Annotated in this window: 14 protein-coding genes; 9 read left to right on the top strand and 5 right to left on the bottom strand. The window is 63.3% G+C overall.

All coding sequences use genetic code 11. The features are described 5' to 3' along the window. Window positions 1-51 precede the first annotated feature (51 nt). From KUW18_RS16065 to KUW18_RS16085, 5 genes are all read left to right on the top strand, one after another. Window positions 52-843: an IclR family transcriptional regulator C-terminal domain-containing protein gene (locus KUW18_RS16065; protein ID WP_222561851.1), complete on the top strand. Its 792-nt coding sequence runs from the start codon at window positions 52-54 to the stop codon at window positions 841-843. Between the two features lie 51 nt (window positions 844-894). Next, window positions 895-1860: an AEC family transporter gene (locus KUW18_RS16070; protein ID WP_222561852.1), complete on the top strand. Its 966-nt coding sequence runs from the start codon at window positions 895-897 to the stop codon at window positions 1858-1860. A 324-nt stretch (window positions 1861-2184) separates the two neighbouring features. Further along, the gene (locus KUW18_RS16075; protein WP_222561853.1) at window positions 2185-3888 is read left to right on the top strand and encodes an FAD-dependent oxidoreductase; all 1704 of its coding nucleotides are present in this window, start codon (window positions 2185-2187) and stop codon (window positions 3886-3888) included. A 115-nt stretch (window positions 3889-4003) separates the two neighbouring features. Continuing rightward, complete coding sequence (locus KUW18_RS16080) at window positions 4004-4873, top strand: sugar phosphate isomerase/epimerase family protein (RefSeq protein ID WP_222561854.1); 870 nt, start codon at window positions 4004-4006, stop codon at window positions 4871-4873. A 372-nt stretch (window positions 4874-5245) separates the two neighbouring features. Then, window positions 5246-6136, top strand: coding sequence for a DMT family transporter (locus tag KUW18_RS16085; protein ID WP_315900681.1), 891 nt, complete (start codon window positions 5246-5248; stop codon window positions 6134-6136). Window positions 6137-6183: 47 nt separating this feature from the next. On the opposite strand, the gene KUW18_RS16090 is transcribed toward KUW18_RS16085, so the two are convergent. The 5 genes from KUW18_RS16090 to KUW18_RS16110 form a co-directional block, all read right to left on the bottom strand. Then, window positions 6184-7233, bottom strand: a complete 1050-nt coding sequence (locus KUW18_RS16090) for a Gfo/Idh/MocA family protein (protein ID WP_222561856.1) — start codon at window positions 7231-7233, stop codon at window positions 6184-6186. A 228-nt stretch (window positions 7234-7461) separates the two neighbouring features. Further along, the gene (locus KUW18_RS16095) at window positions 7462-8247 is read right to left on the bottom strand and encodes an IclR family transcriptional regulator (RefSeq protein ID WP_222561857.1); all 786 of its coding nucleotides are present in this window, start codon (window positions 8245-8247) and stop codon (window positions 7462-7464) included. A 178-nt stretch (window positions 8248-8425) separates the two neighbouring features. Beyond that, complete coding sequence (gene aroQ / locus KUW18_RS16100) at window positions 8426-8866, bottom strand: type II 3-dehydroquinate dehydratase (protein WP_206940858.1); 441 nt, start codon at window positions 8864-8866, stop codon at window positions 8426-8428. Then, window positions 8863-9726: a shikimate dehydrogenase family protein gene (locus tag KUW18_RS16105; RefSeq protein WP_222561858.1), complete on the bottom strand. Its 864-nt coding sequence runs from the start codon at window positions 9724-9726 to the stop codon at window positions 8863-8865. The genes aroQ and KUW18_RS16105 overlap by 4 nt, the downstream gene beginning before the upstream one ends. 114 nt (window positions 9727-9840) lie before the next feature. Continuing rightward, window positions 9841-11685, bottom strand: a complete 1845-nt coding sequence (locus KUW18_RS16110) for a bifunctional sugar phosphate isomerase/epimerase/4-hydroxyphenylpyruvate dioxygenase family protein (protein ID WP_222561859.1) — start codon at window positions 11683-11685, stop codon at window positions 9841-9843. A gap of 793 nt (window positions 11686-12478) precedes the next feature. On the opposite strand from KUW18_RS16110, the gene KUW18_RS16115 reads away from it, so the two are divergent. The 4 genes from KUW18_RS16115 to KUW18_RS16130 all read left to right on the top strand — a co-directional run bounded on the left by KUW18_RS16115 (window position 12479) and on the right by KUW18_RS16130 (window position 16402). Next, window positions 12479-13507 carry a tripartite tricarboxylate transporter substrate binding protein gene (locus KUW18_RS16115; RefSeq protein ID WP_222561860.1) on the top strand — a complete coding sequence of 343 codons (1029 nt, stop codon included), beginning with the start codon at window positions 12479-12481 and terminating at the stop codon, window positions 13505-13507. A gap of 150 nt (window positions 13508-13657) precedes the next feature. Next, window positions 13658-14155 carry a tripartite tricarboxylate transporter TctB family protein gene (locus KUW18_RS16120; protein ID WP_222163962.1) on the top strand — a complete coding sequence of 166 codons (498 nt, stop codon included), beginning with the start codon at window positions 13658-13660 and terminating at the stop codon, window positions 14153-14155. A gap of 13 nt (window positions 14156-14168) precedes the next feature. Next, entirely contained in the window at window positions 14169-15674 is a 1506-nt protein-coding gene (locus KUW18_RS16125) for a tripartite tricarboxylate transporter permease (protein ID WP_222163961.1), read from the top strand. A gap of 74 nt (window positions 15675-15748) precedes the next feature. Further along, window positions 15749-16402 carry an HAD family hydrolase gene (locus KUW18_RS16130; RefSeq protein ID WP_222561861.1) on the top strand — a complete coding sequence of 218 codons (654 nt, stop codon included), beginning with the start codon at window positions 15749-15751 and terminating at the stop codon, window positions 16400-16402. Window positions 16403-16411: the final 9 nt, after the last annotated feature.

Genomic DNA, 16411 nt, shown 5'->3' on the forward strand with positions numbered 1-16411 from the left:
CATTGCCGCACTGGTATCATCCACGCTTTATCTTTCCGAAAGGACACCTCGATGGATACGGCACCGACGGACGCCGCCCTGAGCCCGGACGATCGCGACTTTGTCACCGCTCTCGCCAGCGGCCTCGATGTCATTCTGGCCTTTGATGAGGCCCACCCACGCATGACGCTGAGCGAGGTGGCTGCACGTACCAGCATGAACCGCGCCCGTGCCCGACGCTTCCTGCTGACGTTGCATGCACTCGGCTATGTGCGCAAGGACCAGCGCCATTTTGAATTGGCCCCCAGGGTGCTGCAGCTTGGCTATGCCTTCCTGTCCGCCAACAATTATCGTCACCTGATTCAACAGGTGCTCGAGGGCATCACCGCCGAGAGCGGTGAATCCTCATCGCTTGGCGTACTGGACGGCGACGAGGTCACCTATGTCGCCCGCTCGGCCTCGCGCCAGCGACTGATGGCAATCACGCTGGCCGTGGGCACTCGGCTGCCGGCCGCCTACACCTCGATGGGGCGCATGCTGCTGGCCCAACTCGATGACCAGGCGCTGGACGCCTTTCTCGAGCGCGTCACCCTGGAACCCTTCACCGACACGACCATCACCGACCGCAGCGCGTTGAAGGCAGCCATCCTGAGCGCCCGCGAGCTGGGCTATGCGATCGTGGACCAGGAGCTCGATTCCGGCCTGCGCTCCCTGGCAGTGCCTGCCTACGATGCCCACGGTGAGCTGATCGGCGCCATCAACATCAGCACCAATGCCGCTCGGGTCGACCATGACACGCTGCTCGAGCGCTACCTTCCGCTGCTGCAGGAGAAGGCACGCCAGATCCGCGCCAACGTCAGCTGATCTCGCCACCTGTTCGACCACGCTTGAGCTGACGCCGGCAGGGAGGCCTGAATGCTCGCCATACTCTCCATCACTACGCCGATCTTTCTGCTGATTGGCGTGGGCTTTGTGGCTAGGCGCTGGAACCTGGTATCGCCGGTCCAGCTGTCCGGCGTCGCCAACTTCGTGCTGTACGCCGCGCTGCCGGCGCTGATTGTCGGTGCGCTCACACGCAATTCCCTGGGAGAGGTCATCAGCCTGCCGCTGCTGCTTGCCTACGCACTGGGCTCGGTGGCCACCTTTGTGGCGTGCCTGTGGCTGCCGCGCAATCGCCGCCGCAAGACCGCCACGGAGCGTGCCATCCAGGCGCTGGGCATGTCGGCCTCCAACAGTGGCTTTATCGCTTACCCCATCGCGGCTCTGGCGCTGGGCCAGGCGGCGGCGGGTGTCATCCTGGTGCATACCATGATGGTCGAGGTGCTGCTGGTCATCCCCGGCGCGCTGGTACTGGCGGAAATCGGCCAGCAGGCGGATGCCAAGGCGGGCGCTGCCTTGCGTCAGACCTGTCAGCGCCTTACCCGCAATCCGATCCTGATCTCGCTGACGGCAGGACTTGCCATCGCGGCCAGCGGGTTTCGCCTGCCCGATACCCTCACGCGGACCATCGAGCTGCTGGCAGGCGCCGCCGGGCCCGCCGCGCTGTTCGTCATCGGCGGCACCCTGTATGGCTTGAAGATTCGCGGCATGCTCAAGGACATGGGGCAGATCATGGCAGGCAAGCTGTTGCTGCACCCGCTGCTGGTGCTGGGCCTGCTGCTGGCCCTGGAGACGGTGACGGGACCGCTGCCACCCCACCTGTTTGCCGGCGCCATGATCTTCGCCGCCTGCCCGATGATCAGCATCTATCCCTTGATCGCCCAGCGCTTTGGCATGGAAGGGGTCGGGGCGGCCGCCCTGATGGCCAGCACCGTGGCCAGTTTCGTTACTCTGAGCCTGGTGATCTGGGGACTGGGGCACAGCGGAATGATGACCTTCTAGGGTCGCCCGAGAGCCGCCACCTTATCCGGCTCACGGCTGCTGTGCTGTCCCGCCTTTCTGCTGCTCTTGCCTGCTGTCCTTGCCTGCTCTCGTCGTATGCGCTGACTAGTGCCACCTATCGAGCGGGCAACCGACCCATTGAAAAAACTTGAACGACGTTCTATTTTATTTGTGGAACGGTGTTCAGGTTTTCACACTTCCTCTCTACGTCACTTATCTTCACCACTTACTTCGCCACTTACCTGCGCCACTGACCTTCACCACTGGCTTCGCTACTGACGACGCCAGTATTCACGCCCGAATCTCTTCCCTACAGGTCCTCTTATGCCCAACGCCTCCCTTACACGACAGGTGGATCTTGTTGTCATCGGCTCTGGTGCCGCCGGACTCAGCGCGGCCGTCACCGCAGCCCACGAGGGCCTGTCTGTGGTGGTGCTGGAAAAATCCGCCGTCATGGGTGGAGCCAGCGCCTGGTCAGGGGGCTGGATGTGGGTGCCCCGCCATCATCTGGCCCAGGCGGCGGGCATCAACGAATCCCGTGAGACGGTAAGACGCTATCTGGAGCACGAACTGGGTGACCACTTCGACGGAACCCGCATCGACGCCTTTCTCGACGCAGCCCCCGAGATGGCCAGGTTCTTTCACGAGCAGACCGCGCTGACCTTCGAGGCGGGTAACACGATTCCCGACATTCACGCTGCGTCACCTGGTGCGGGCACCGGCGGTCGCTCGCTCATCGCCGCCCCTTTCGACGCCAGACAGCTGGCGCCGGCCACCCTGGCGAAGCTGCGCACCACCATGCGCGAAACCGCCCTGGCCGGTATGCCCATTCAGGCCGGCTCAGACCTGTCCGCGTTCTTGTCAGCCACCCGCTCGTTAACGGCATTTGTTCACGTGGCCAAACGCCTGGTGCGCCACGGCGTGGATCTCGCTCGCCATGGCCGGGCCATGCAACTGGTCAACGGCGTCGCCCTGATCGCACGCCTGGTCAAGTCCGCCGACGATCTGGGCGTGGAGTGCTGGACGTCTTCAGCGGCTCGCCGCCTGCTGCGACACAATGACAGAGTGGCCGCTGTCGATATCGATACACCGGATGGCCTGGTGACGCTCCAGGCTCGCCGCGGCATTGTGTTGGCGGCAGGCGGATTTGCCTGGCACACCGAGCGGCGCAAGGCGCTGTTTCCGCGCACTCCCAGCGGTAGGGAACACTGGCCGCTGCCTCCGACAAGTGTCAGCGGTGATGGCCTGTCCCTGGGTGAATCCATGGGCGGGCAGGTGGACACCAGCCTGCACAGCCCTGTGGCCTGGGCTCCGGTATCACTGGTGCCCTGGCCGGATGGCAGTACCGGCCACTTCCCTCATATCATCGATCGCGGCAAGCCAGGCGTCATCGGCGTCCTGGCCAATGGCCAGCGTTTCGTCAATGAGGCGGGCGGCTATTACGACTACGTCGATGCCATGCTCAAGGCGGTGCCGGAAGGTGAAGAGGTGTGCTCGTGGCTGATCTGCGATCATCGCTTTCAACGACGCTACGGGCTGGGTATCAGCCGCCCCTTCCCGCTGCCGATGCGCCACTGGATATCCAGGGGCTATCTCGCCTGCGGCGACACCCCGCAGGCCCTGGCCCAGGCCTGCGGAATCGACAGCGATGGCCTGGTCGACACCTTGGCCCGCTACAACGCGGCCGCACGACGGGGCGAGGATCCAGACTTCCAGCGCGGCACCACGCCCTACAATCGCAAGCAGGGCGATCCTGCGGTCACCCCCAACCCCTGCGTTGCCCCCATCGAGCGTGGTCCCTACTACGCGGTCAAGGTGCTCCCCGGCTGCTTTGGCACCTTCGCAGGGCTCAAGGCCGACCCGCATGCTCGCGTCCTTGATCGCGAAAACCAGCCCATCCCGGGGCTGTACGTGGCGGGCACCGATATGGCCAGCATCATGGGAGGCTTCTACCCGGCCGGAGGCATCAACCTTGGTCCGGCCATGACCTTTGGCTATATCGCCGGTCGTCACGCCGCGCGTCAGTGACTCTGATGCTGACCGGTTGTCGCCACGCCTTCCTTCGCCCCGTCTATGGTCGCTTCTTTGTCGTCAGCCCCTCGCTTTCCTTCCCGTCTTGCCAGTCCACATGTTGAGGCCCCACATGCACAAAGAGATCTCTTCACCGAACCATCGCCGCCCGCTGTCGCTGGCGGCGTTGACCGTACTCGACCTGTCGCCTCCCGAGATGGTGGAAATAGCGGCTCGTGCGGGCTTTGACCGAGCAGGACTGCGCTTGATTCCGGCCACGCCGGAAGAGCTCAGCCACCCCATTCTCACGGACCCAGGGTTGCTGCGAGCCACCAAGCAGCGACTTCGGGAGACCGGTATTCAGGTTGGCGATGTCGAGATCCTGCGGCTGACGCCGACAACACGAGTGAAACAGGACGTCGAGCGCTTTATCGAGGTGGCAGCCGAACTCGGTGCCAGCGATATTCTCGTGGCCGGCAATGACGATACACCGGATCGACTGATCGACAACTTTGCCGAGCTGTGCGAGCTGGCCGCTCCGGCAGGCCTGTTCCCGCACCTGGAGTTCATGCCATGGACGGCGGTCAGGAACCTGACAGAAGCCCGCCATATCGTTGCCCAGGTCCGCCGACAGCATGCCAATGCCTGTCTGTTGGTGGATGCCTTTCACTTCGACCGATCCCGCAGCACGCTTGAGGAGCTGGCCACGGTCCCACCTGACTGGATGCGCTATGCCCAACTCTGTGATGTGCCAGGGCCAGTCCCTGAGTGCATGCAGGACATCCTTCGCCAGGCCAGGAAGGAGCGCGCCTTTCCCGGCGAGGGCCAGGCCAACCTGTCGGGGCTGTTACGCCAGCTGGCAGATGACCTTCCGCTTAGCATCGAAGTGCCAACGCCAGCCCTGCAGCGCCAGGGAGTACCAGCACTCGAGCGCGCCCGCAGGGCTCATGACACGGCGATGGCGGTCCTGGCACGGACACAGGGACAGTCAGAGGAAACATGATGTGAGCTGGACGACGCAGGCGGTCGCTTAGCCTGCTATATTTCATCCACCATCAGGGAAGCGCTGAAGGCATCAGCCGAGCGGCATGAGGAGCAAGGCGCGCGCCGCACAGAACCCGGAGCCTATGCAGTAGAGGTGAAGAGTTCGAACAGCGCGCAACGCAGCGAATCGTCGGCGCAGGCATGTATGCAGTGTCTTTCCGAGGCCACGCGGCCAGCGTTTTATTGACCGACACTCTTTTGGATTCCTATGCCGCCCTCTCCGACATCGCCTTCTTCTCCATCGTCTCCCTCATCCTCTTCACCTTCGTCGTCTTCACCTGCTGCGCCGAGGTCGGACGGCCAGGACGCCGTTGCTGCCCTAGACACCGCCGTGCTGACACCGCCAGAGGCGCTCAGCCGGGACCGGCCGTTGAAGGGGATAGGCTTCATGCTGGCGGCGGGCCTGCTGTTCACGATGCTGGATACCGGAGTGAAAACCCTGGCTCAGGACTATTCACCGGTGCAGGTGGTGTGGGCGCGCTACGTTGGCCATGTGCTGGTACTGGTGGGCTACTTCCTGTGGCTGGGACGTGGGCCAGGCATGGCCATGCTCAAGACCACCTCGCTGCGCGGTCAGTGCCTGCGGGGGCTGTTGCTGCTGGGCGCCAGCACCTTCGCCTACCTGGCCTTTCGCAGCCTGCCGCTGCTGCAGGTCTATGTGGTGAACTTCAGCTCTCCGCTGCTGGTCACGCTGATGGCGATTCCACTGCTCAAGGAGCGCGTCAGCGCTCCCCAGTGGCTGGCCATCATCATCGGTTTCATCGGGGTAGTGATCTGCGTGGGGCCGCTGGACTGGAGAGCCAACCCCGCCATCATGCTGCCCTTCGGCATGACGCTGTGCTTCGCCCTGTACCAGCTGACGACTCGGCGCTTCGGGCGAGCCGATCATCCGCTGACATCGCTGTTCTACGCGGGCCTGGCCGGGGCGGTGGTCAGCTCGCTGGTGGTCCCCGGCTTCTGGTCACCGGTGGATCCTGTCCACCTGCCTCTGTTTGTGTTTGTCGGACTGATGGGGGCGGCCAGCCAGCTCAGTCTGATCCTGGCCATGCGCTACGCGCCCGCCTCGCTGGTGTCGCCTTTTCTCTATCTGCAGATCATCTGGGCGGCGCTGTTCGGCTTCGTCTTCTTTGGCGATGTTCCCCGCCCCGAAACCTGGATCGGCGCTGCCCTGATTACCGTTGGCGGCATCGTCCTGGCCACCAGTCGGAGGAAAAGTAGCTGAGCCAGTGCGCCGCCATTCATGTCGCGATCCACGTCACGACAGCGGCGTCACGACGTCAGCATCTCGCTGACCAGCACCCGGCCGCCCTGGCGAGCAGCCTTGTCCACCGCCAGAGTCGCGGCCAGGGTCATCGCCCCTTCCCTTGCGCTGACACGCGGCTCGGCCTCTTTTCTCACCACGGCGATGAAGTGACGCAGCTGCTCGGGATAGCAGTGGCTGCGCGGAGGCTGCAGACGCTCTCGCATCAGCGGCTCACGCCAGTGACCTTGGCCGGCATGACGCCACAGCGCCATACCCGGCACGCTGAGGCTACCGCGGGTGCCGCCAATCACGTAGCAATCTCCCGGCTCATGCAGAAAATTGGGGGACTGACCAGAAGCGACGTCCCAGATATAGGGTGAGGGCACCGCATCGCTGCCGACAAAGGAGCCAATCATGCCGTTGGCAAATGACAGGATGAGCGCAAAGCTGTCTTCCACCTCGAAGCCCCGCGCCTTGTTGGCGGTCACCGCCTGCACGCTCTCGATCTCACCGCACAGAAAACGCAGGCAGTCGATCTCATGAATCAGGTTGATCAGGATGGGACCCCCACCCGCTTCCCGCCGCCATGCCTGATTGAAATAGGGCTCGTCCTTGCGACACAGCCACATCCCGCTGACGGTGACCAGCTGACCCAGTTCTCCCGCCTGGATGGCCCGCAACGATTCGACCATGTCGGGACTGTGGCGACGGTGATGGCCCACCAGCATGGGTACCCCCGCCGCCTCGCTGGCGTCGGCCAGCCGCAGCCCTCCCGCCAGAGAGTCGGCAATCGGCTTCTCCATCAGCGTCGGCAGCCCCCGCTCGATACAGGCTAGGCCGGCCTCCACGTGCAGGGCATTGGGCAGCGCCACAATCACCGCATCGAGCTCGACCTGATCGAGCATCTGGAGGTAGTCGGTATAGCAGGGCACGCCCAACCCGTCGGCGAAGGCACGACCGGCGTCCGTCACATCGGCGATAGCCGCCAAGGTAGCGTCTGCCGACGCCTGTACCAACGCCACGTGTTCACGGCCGATGATGCCGGCCCCCATCACACCGATGCGTAGAGGTCGCATGCTGTTCTCCTTGTCGTTGTCGTTGTCTTTGTCGTTGTCAGGGCATTGTCCACAGCGATGGCTGCGAAAGGCGCGCACGAATTAGGGAAGCGCTGAAGTCATCAGCCGAGCGGCATGAGGCGCCAGGCGCCCGCAGCGCAGAACCCGGAGCCTATGCGGTATAGGTGAGGGGTTCGAGCAGCGCTTAACGCAGCGAATCGACGGCGCCGGCATGTAGGTAGCGTTTGCTCAGTAGTGCGCTCGACGTAACATTCCGGATGCCGCCGTCGACGCTGCCAGCTCCTCCGCCACGTCCAGCAGCGGCTCGCGGAGCGAGTGCATGTGTTCCTGGGTCAAGCGGAAGCCGGGACCCGCGATACTGATGACGCCGCTGGCACAATGTCCACTGCGCAGGATCGGGGCTGCCATGGCGTGCATGCCGGGCGCAAAGGTCTCCATGACCATGGCGATGCCTTGCTGCCGGGTCAGGGCCAGGGCCTCGACCAGGCCCTGGGCGGTGGTCACGGCATTGGGACCGTAGTCCTCTGGCTGACCGAAGCCCTGTTCCTCCACCAGGCCCAGCGCCTGCTCATCACTCAGCGTGCTGAGCCAGGCAAGCCCCGAGGCGCTGCAGGACAGCCGAGCCACCGCGCCCATGTCCGGGTCATAGCGCAGGCCTCCCCGCGCGCCCTGGGCCTTGGCGACCCAGGTCAAGCTGTTGCCATCCACCACCGAAAGACGCACCAGTTCGCCACTGCTGTGTGCCAGTCGATCGAGCAATGGCTGGGCGGCATCGACAATACCCGACGCGCTGAGAAAACCGAGGCCCAATGAGGTCAGCCGAGTGGTCAGCAGATAGTCACCCTGCTCTTTGGCCTGACGCACATAGCCATAGCGCATGAGATCGTGCAGCAGGCGGTGTGCTGCGCTCTTGGGCATACCAAGGCGTTCGGCTATGGCTGCCAGGGGAAGCCCTTCGGCCTCCTTGGCAAGCAACTCCAGTATTCCCAGGGTGCGTTCCATGACACCGGCCATCACCGTTTCCTCTCTGCCAACGTTATCTGCAACGCCTTTCATGACCACGGGACAGCACACCCGCGTAAAAGGCCCATTCGCCAGGAGGATAGTCAAACGCCAGAAATTTTGGAACGCCATTCCTGTTTTTTACGGGTGGTCATTCGCCATGACCTGGAGACACGTCAGCCCTTCTTGATCAGCCCTTCTTGATCAGCGCCTCCAGGGCGGCGTGATAGCCTTGGCTGCCGAGCCCCGCGATAACGCCGTCGGCCCGCAACGACACGTAGGAGTGGTGACGGAAGCTCTCGCGCTTATGCACGTTGGACAGGTGGACCTCGATCACGCTGCCATCGAAGGCGTTCAGTGCATCCAGGATGGCCACCGAGGTGTGGGTGAAGGCGGCAGGATTGATGATGATGGCCACCGTGCCGTCCACGCGAGCGGCATGAATGGCGTCGATCAGCTCGCCTTCATGATTGCTCTGCCGGCTACTCAGCTCCCATCCCGCGAGCAGCGCATGCTCGCGCAGCCCATTGTCGATGTCCGCCAGGGTTTCGTGACCGTAGATATCGGGCTCACGGGTGCCCAACAGGTTGAGATTGGGACCATGCAGAACCAGCACCTTGCCACTCATCAGAGATTCTCCTTCAACAGTTCTCGCCGGTAGTGGGCGAACAGGGATGCGGCTTGCTCATCGGCGGCAGCACGCTGATGCTCATCCTCACAGAACCGCTTGAAGGCGTCCACGCCCTGGAACACGAACAGGCTGACGCCACTCATCACTCCGGCACCGGCCTGCCTGGCAGCGGCGACGAACTCGGTGACCGCCGGCACGTAGACGGCATCAAAGATCCAGTGGTCGGGACGCAGCACTGAAGGGTCCAGCGGACAGCCCGGACTCTTCTCGTGGCCGATGGGGGTGCAGTTGATCAAGCCATCACACTGCGCCGCCTGCTCGCCTAGCGTCGCGGCATCTACCGCCTGCGCGGTGAAGCCAGCATGGCGAAGTTCGCTGGCCAACGCCTCGGCCCGGGCGGCGTCCAGGTCAGCCAGCCTTACGTCCGTTGCGCCGAGCTCGGCCACCGCAAAGGCCGCGGCCTTGCCGACGCCTCCGGTACCGACCAGCAGTACCCGCCCAGGTGGGCGCTCCCCCAGGGTCGCCCGATAGCCGCTCATGAAACCCGAAAAGTCGGTGTTGTCGGCAATGATGCGACCACCTTCGAAAACCAGGGTGTTGGTCGCCCCGACGCGGCGGGCGCCAACGCTTATGTCATCGGCCAGTGCCAACGCCTGTTCCTTGAACGGGTAGGTCACGTTGACGCCCCGATAGCCTTCGTCGATCAGCGCCCTTACCTTGTCCTCCAGGGAGGCGATCGGCCGCGCATCAACATCAAACAGGTCGTAGCTTACGTCGATACCGGCCAGCGACCCCAGCCGGGCATGCAGGTCCGGCGAACTGGAGTTGGCGATACCCTTGCCGATAAGGCCTAACTTCATGATATTCACTCCTCAGGGGCGGAGAGCCGATAGCGGGTACGTGACACGTGGGTAGCACATCAAGCGCGATGAGCTGGTTTGGGCTGAGCTGGGCTGCTGACGGTGCGTCCTGGCTTATGCCTGGGCAGACTGCGCCGCCAACCGCACTCCGGCGTTGGCCTCACCGTAGCGCTGGTAGTCATCGCGACGCTCGACAATCTCGAAGAAGAAGCGGCCGGCAAAGGTGTCGGTATAGGCGTGGAGGAAGTCGCCGCCGTCGTTGCGATCGAACAGGATATTGCGGCTGCGCAGCGCCTCGACAAACTCAGGCTCCAGGTCGAAGCGGGTTTCCAAGTCGTCGTAGTAGTTGGGGGGAATGCGCAACAGCGGCAGGCCCCGCGCCTTTAGCTCATCGACGCTTGCCAGAATGTTGTGACTGGCGAAGGCGATCTGCTGCACGCCACCACGAAACTCGCTCAAAAAACGCCCTGGCAGAGTGCCCTGGGCCTGGGATACCGTCAGTGGCACACGAATGCTGCCATCCGGGCTGTTGACGGCTTGAGAGACCATCATGCCGTGGGGATCGACAATCTCGTTCTCGGTATCGGCCTCGAACCCGAGCACGGTGTGGTAGTAGAGCTGCCATCCCAGCAATTGCGGGGCTGGCAAGACGTAGGAGAGGTGATCGATGCGCACAAGCCCCGCCTCGTCGCGGCTGTCCTGGTCGAACAACTCAAAGTCCGTCTGCCACTGACGGTCCAGCGCGGCCTGCTCATCCACCAGATAGATCAGGCTACCCTCGACGCCGCGCAGGGCCGGTATTTCCATCTCCCCTTCTCCGACCTGGCCGCGATACAGCGGCGCCTTGAACGCCTTGGCCCGATCCAGCGCCTGCCCCACGTCCGCCACACGAAAACCCACCGCGCAGACCGAGGTGCCATGCAGCAGGCGGAACGTATGAGCAAAGCTGTCCGTCTCGAAATTCAGCACCAGATGGATGTCACCTTGCTTCCACAGCTCGACATTCTTGGAGCGGTGGCGACCCACATGGCGAAACCCCAGGGCACCGATGAACTCGCCCAATGGCGCGGCGCTATCCTCGTCCAGGGTAAATTCGATGAAATGCACCCCCTGATAGCCGCTGGACGCAGGAATATCGCTCGCCCAGGGGCCCTCTGGCACCAGGTTCTCCAGGTAGATCAGCGAACGCATGCCATCCATGGCGGTGACATCGGTGGGCGCGGCACGGAAGGCATCCGAGAAGATCTCGTGGGACAGCGGCCCGTCGTAGCCGGTCTTGGCCAGCGCCTGCATAAAGGACGCCAGGGGTAGACGTCCTTGGCCCGGAAAGCAGCGAAAATGCCGGCTCCACTGCAGCACATCCATGTCCAGCAAGGGGGCGTCCGCTACCTGCACGAAGAAGATCTTGTCCCGCGGAATATTGGCGATACCGGCGGGATCATGGCCCCGCGACAGAATATGAAAGCTGTCCAGCACGATGCCCAGCGCCGGATGGTCGGCCTGACGCACCAGCTCCCAGGCGTCGCGATAGTCGGACACGTGGCGGCCCCAGGCCAGCGCCTCGTAGCCGATGCGTAACCCTCTCGCCTCGGCGCGATCCGCCAGCTCCCGCAGGTCTGCGACGATACGCTCGTGGTCAGGCAGCGACTGGGGCGAGACGTTGGAACACACCAGCATGAAGTCGGTGCCCAGCTCCTCCATCACATCAAACTTGCGCTCAGCGCGCTGCAGATTGCGCGAGCGCGCGGGCTCCGGCATGCCCTCAAAGTCACGGAATGGCTGGAACGCCACGATGGTAAGCCCCAGGCGCTGGCATAGCTGGCGCACCTCGGCCGGCGAGCCATCGAAGGAAATCAGATCGTTCTCGAAAATCTCGACGCCGGCGAAACCGGCGCGGGCAATGGCTTCCAGCTTGGAGCGAAGGTCACCGCTGAGACATACCGTGGCAATGGCACGCATGCTGTCCTCCGGGGCGCCCCCTTAGACAAAGACGGCGCGTTGACAAATCTCGGGGTTCACCAGGAACTCCTCCGTGAGACCGACCTGCTCGAGACGCTGGCTTTCCCTAATGACGGGCTATCCAGACGTCCGACACATCTGACACCCTGGGATGGCTGTCCTGACAGCGACGTTTACCTTCCTGACATTCAAGGTGATGAGCAACGCCTTATCTCACGAAAAGTTCGCATAGCGATCTTGTGTTCGCATTATGCACGAAGGCGACTCCCCTTTGGCAAGCCTATCGACTACATCAAAGGTCTAAGTTGCAACGCCCATTACCCTTTCAAGACCCAGTCCCGTCCGCCGCTGTCGAGAGGCCCACCATTTCCGTCATGCCGCCTGCGCCTGGGGACGCACTAGCTGTTTCTGCCAACGTTTGGTCAGCCCTCAGCGACGTACTGGCGTCTTATGCTTTGGTCGGCCTCCCCTTGCTTCAGACACCATTCCACCGTTCCACTCCTTCCACCATGGTCGTAGATGCGCGCCAGGTGCATTGACTCTCTTCAAGACTGCTCCTAGTGTTCGCATAAAGGACTTTGGTTCGTGATGCGAACGAACAGTATAAAGTCACGGTACGAAACGCCGCGCATCATCGAGCACCATGACTCACATTTACCCTAGGCCCAAGCAAGACAACCAGAAGCAGCAAGCGCCGACAGGGCCAGGCGGAATGCCGTCGCTCAGATGTCATAGCCCGAATGCCATAGCTCGGGCGATAGCACGCCGCCAACAAACAAGACTGGAGGACACCATGCCTACCCCTGCACTGAAGACCCTGACACTCGCCATCACCCTTGGCACCCTTGCCGCCGCCGGCGGTGCCCAGGCGGACTACCCGGAGCGCAACCTGACCGGCACCATCCAGTGGGGAGCCGGTGGCGCCACCGACAACGTGGCACGCAGCCTGACCCCCCATGTAGAGGAAGTGCTGGACGCCAGCGTGGTGCTGACCAATCGTCCTGGCGGTACCGGAGTCATTGGCATGAATTACGTCATGACCCAGCGCCCGGACGGCTACAACCTGCTCTACGGCGCCGAGAATCCACAGCTTTATCCGCTGATGGGTCTGGCCGACTTCAGCTACGCCGATATGCATACCGTCAACATCATCGGTCAGGGACTGGTGGTGATTGCAGCGCCGGCCGACAGTCCCTTCGATACCTTCGCCGACCTGCTGGCCCATGCCAAGGAGCATCCGGGCGAGCTGCGCATGGGCGGTACCGGTGCCGGCGGTCTGCCCAGCACGGTCTACGCCATGATCAATGCGGTGGATGAGCTGGATGTGCGCACCGTGACCTTCGGTGGCGACGGCCCTGGCATCACCGCCATGCTCGGCGACCATATCGACTTCATGCCCCTGAGTCTGGCCGCCGCTGGCGAACAGATTCGCAGTGGCAAGCTGAAGGGACTGGCCGTCGTGACCAGCGAGGAAATCGATTCGCTGCCTGGCGTACCGCCGATCACCAATGCCCTCCCCGAGATCGACAGCTTCCTGCCCTGGGGACCGTTCTGGGGGGTATTCGTGCGCGAAGAAACCCCGGACGATGTGAAGGCCATCCTCGAGGACGCTTACCAGCAGGCCGTGGCCAATGACGATTTCCAGACCTTTCTGGCGAACTTCGGTGCCGAACCTCTGAACCTCACCGGCGACGAGGCCGAACAGTACCTGAGCAACTGGCAGTCAGTCACCGCCTGGTCAATGTTTGAGGCAGGCAGCGTCGAGACCTCGCCTGAGGAGCTGGGCATCGCCCGTCCCGGTGATCAGGCCGCCACCCAATAGTGGCGCGCTGCGCCTCGGTGACATCGGGCGCCGCACCTGCGGCGCCTCAACTCGCTTGCGTTGCCGTGCGCTGACCGGTGCACGGCGACTGCCATACAGGTGTCCAGACCCCACGCTGCTGTCGTGGCGGAGGTCTGATGGAGTCCTGCCATGAATGACAAGCCTTCTGCTGACGAATCCCCCGTCGAGATCGTCAAGCCCGGCGAAAAATGCTTCGACTGGCTGCTGCTGATCTTCAGCCTGGCCTTTCTCTACGAGGCCTACCAGATCGACGGCATTCCGTCGCTGAATTCACCCGGCTCCTTCCCTATCGGTCTGGGCCTGATCATGCTGGCCTCGTCGGTGGTGATCCTGATTAGCCATCGACGCAAGCGCCGCGCCCCTGAGCTGACCAGCAGCCTCCAGGAGTTCAAGGCCTTTCTCGCTGAGCACTTCAAGCCTCACATCGTGGTCTTCTCGGTCATCTCGGTCGTCTACCTGATAGCGATCGACGGTATCCACTTCTATATCAGCACCTTCCTGTTCCTGTCCGCGATGTTCATCTATTACCGCGGCGGCAAGGTGGTGAGCTCGCTGGTCATCGCAGGCGTTTCCATCGCCATCATCTATGCGCTGTTCACCCTGGTGTTCCGCGTCTACCTGCCGTGAGTCCGGAGGACACATGAACGATACCTTCGCCTACTTCACCATGGCCTGGTTTGACCCGTCCCTGCTGCTGCTGACCGCGCTCGGCACCCTGGGTGGCATCTACATCGGCGCCATTCCCGGCCTGTCGGTGACCATGGCCGTGTCCATCCTGATCTCCTTCACCTTTACCTGGGACATCAACAATGCCCTGGCGCTGATGGTCGGCATCTATGTCGGCGGCGTCTACGGCGGCTCACGCACGGCCATTCTGCTGAACATCCCCGGCGCTCCCTCGGCGGTCACCACCGCCTTCGACGGCTATCCTCTGGCCCAGAAGGGCGAGGCAGGACGTGCCATCGGCCTGAGCACCGTCATGTCGGTGATCGGCGGCCTGCTCGGCACCCTGGTGCTGGCTGGCACGGCCCCTTACCTGGCAGATATGGCACTGCAGTTCGCCCCCAGGGATTACTTTCTGATCGCCGTGCTGGGCCTGCTCTTGGTCAGCACGCTGTCGGGCAAGTCCTTGGCCAGGGGCATCTTCTCGGTCGCACTCGGCGCCGCCATCGGCCTGGTCGGCCTGGACATGGTCACCGCCACGCCACGCCTGACCATGGGCAATATGCAGCTGATGGGGGGCATTCACTACGTGGTGGTGATGATCGGCCTGTTCGGCGTGGCCGAAGCGTTCTACCAGCTCCACAACCTGAAGAAGGTGCCGATCAAGCAGAAGGTCGACAAGATCGTTCCGCCCCTCAACATGGTGCTGAAGTTTCTGCCGCTCTCGGTGCGCACCGCGATCATCGGTGTGGTGGTCGGCGCGCTGCCCGGCACCGGTGGCGACATCGCCTCGCTGTTTGCCTACGACCATGCCAAGCGCACCGTCAAGAACCCCAAGGTGCCCTTCGGCGAAGGCGCCTACGAGGGCCTGGTGGCGCCGGAGACCGCCAACAACGCGGCAGTCGGTGGGGCCTACGTGCCAATGCTGACTCTGGGCATGCCCGGCGACGCGGTCACCGCGGTGATCATCGGTGCGCTGGTGATCCACGGCCTCAATCCCGGTCCCATGCTGATGATCGAAACGCCGCACATCTTCTGGTTCACCGTGGGCAATCTGGCCCTGGCCAATATCTTCCTGCTGATCTTCGGCCTCACCGGCATCAAGATCTTCTCCAAGGTGGTCGAGGTTCCCAAGGCCATTCTGATCCCGCTGATTCTGGTGCTCTGCGTGGTCGGCACCTACTCCATCAACAGCAATATGACCGAGGTGTACTGGATGCTCGGCTTCGGCATCCTCGGGTACTGGCTCAAGGTCTTCAACTTCCAGATGGGCCCGATCATTCTCGGCGTCATCCTCGGGCCGCTGCTGGATGAAACCTATCGCCAGGCCATGGCCTCGGTGGGCGACAGCGGCGGTCAGTTCCTGCTGGCGCTTTTGACCAACCCGCTGTCGCTGGTGCTGACCACGGTCATCGCACTGGTGCTGCTGGGGCAGACCCCGGCCAAGGCATGGGTCCACGGCAAGCTCAAGCGTCAGTCCTGAGCCGTGAGTGGTGATCTGCATTCGCTCGCGCGGCCAGCAGGCCGCGCGAGCGCCATTCACAAGGAAGTTTCCGGATGATTCCGACCGCCCTGGTGTTCGACTGCGACGGTGTAATTCTCGACTCGGCCCGCCTCAAGCGCGGAGCCTTTGCCGCACTCTACGACGATCATCCTGCGGCGGTACGCGCCGCGGTGGCGGCCTACCTGGGACGACGAGGCGGACAGCCGCGGGAAGTAAAGTTCCGACACATCGAGGGACAGATCCTGGGACGCACACCCAGCCAGGCCCGTATCGATGCGCTGTGCGAGCAGTTTCGTCTGCGCATGCAGGCCTTGATGGACAGTGCGCCGATGATTGCCGGGGCCATGCAGGCCCTGACCCAGTGGCGTGGCCGCTGCCCGCTGGTCCTGCTGTCCGCCACGCCACAGCGCGAGCTCGAGGACGTGGTTCTGCGGCGAGGGCTGGCCGCCCAGTTCGACGAGGTCATCGGTGCACCGCCGGACAAGGTCACCGCCCTCGCTGGCCTGCTGCTGAGGCGCGGCTGGTCAGCCGGCACCACCGTGATGGTCGGTGACTCCTACAATGACTATCGCGCCGCTCGCTCCAATGCCACCGCCTTTATCGGAGTGGGCACCAGGGACGAGCCCTCTCCCTTTCCCTCGGACACCCCGCTGATCGACGATCTGCGCGGGTTGGACCAGGCCCTTCAAACGCTCTTTGCGGTGTAGAGCGCTCAC

Origin of the sequence: Halomonas sp. DP5Y7-2 (assembly GCF_019802025.1) — a bacterium.
Taxonomy (GTDB): domain Bacteria; phylum Pseudomonadota; class Gammaproteobacteria; order Pseudomonadales; family Halomonadaceae; genus Halomonas; species Halomonas litopenaei_A.

Bases quoted from the DNA above. Each gene is read 5' to 3' on its own strand.
- KUW18_RS16065 (WP_222561851.1), top strand. From the start codon at position 52: ATGGATACGGCACCGACGGACGCCGCCCTGAGCCCGGACGATCGCGAC.
- KUW18_RS16070 (WP_222561852.1), top strand. From the start codon at position 895: ATGCTCGCCATACTCTCCATCACTACGCCGATCTTTCTGCTGATTGGC.
- KUW18_RS16075 (WP_222561853.1), top strand. From the start codon at position 2,185: ATGCCCAACGCCTCCCTTACACGACAGGTGGATCTTGTTGTCATCGGC.
- KUW18_RS16080 (WP_222561854.1), top strand. From the start codon at position 4,004: ATGCACAAAGAGATCTCTTCACCGAACCATCGCCGCCCGCTGTCGCTG.
- KUW18_RS16090 (WP_222561856.1), bottom strand. From the start codon at position 7,233: ATGCGACCTCTACGCATCGGTGTGATGGGGGCCGGCATCATCGGCCGT.
- KUW18_RS16095 (WP_222561857.1), bottom strand. From the start codon at position 8,247: ATGGCCGGTGTCATGGAACGCACCCTGGGAATACTGGAGTTGCTTGCC.
- KUW18_RS16105 (WP_222561858.1), bottom strand. From the start codon at position 9,726: ATGAAGTTAGGCCTTATCGGCAAGGGTATCGCCAACTCCAGTTCGCCG.
- KUW18_RS16110 (WP_222561859.1), bottom strand. From the start codon at position 11,685: ATGCGTGCCATTGCCACGGTATGTCTCAGCGGTGACCTTCGCTCCAAG.
- KUW18_RS16115 (WP_222561860.1), top strand. From the start codon at position 12,479: ATGCCTACCCCTGCACTGAAGACCCTGACACTCGCCATCACCCTTGGC.
- KUW18_RS16120 (WP_222163962.1), top strand. From the start codon at position 13,658: ATGAATGACAAGCCTTCTGCTGACGAATCCCCCGTCGAGATCGTCAAG.
- KUW18_RS16125 (WP_222163961.1), top strand. From the start codon at position 14,169: ATGAACGATACCTTCGCCTACTTCACCATGGCCTGGTTTGACCCGTCC.
- KUW18_RS16130 (WP_222561861.1), top strand. From the start codon at position 15,749: ATGATTCCGACCGCCCTGGTGTTCGACTGCGACGGTGTAATTCTCGAC.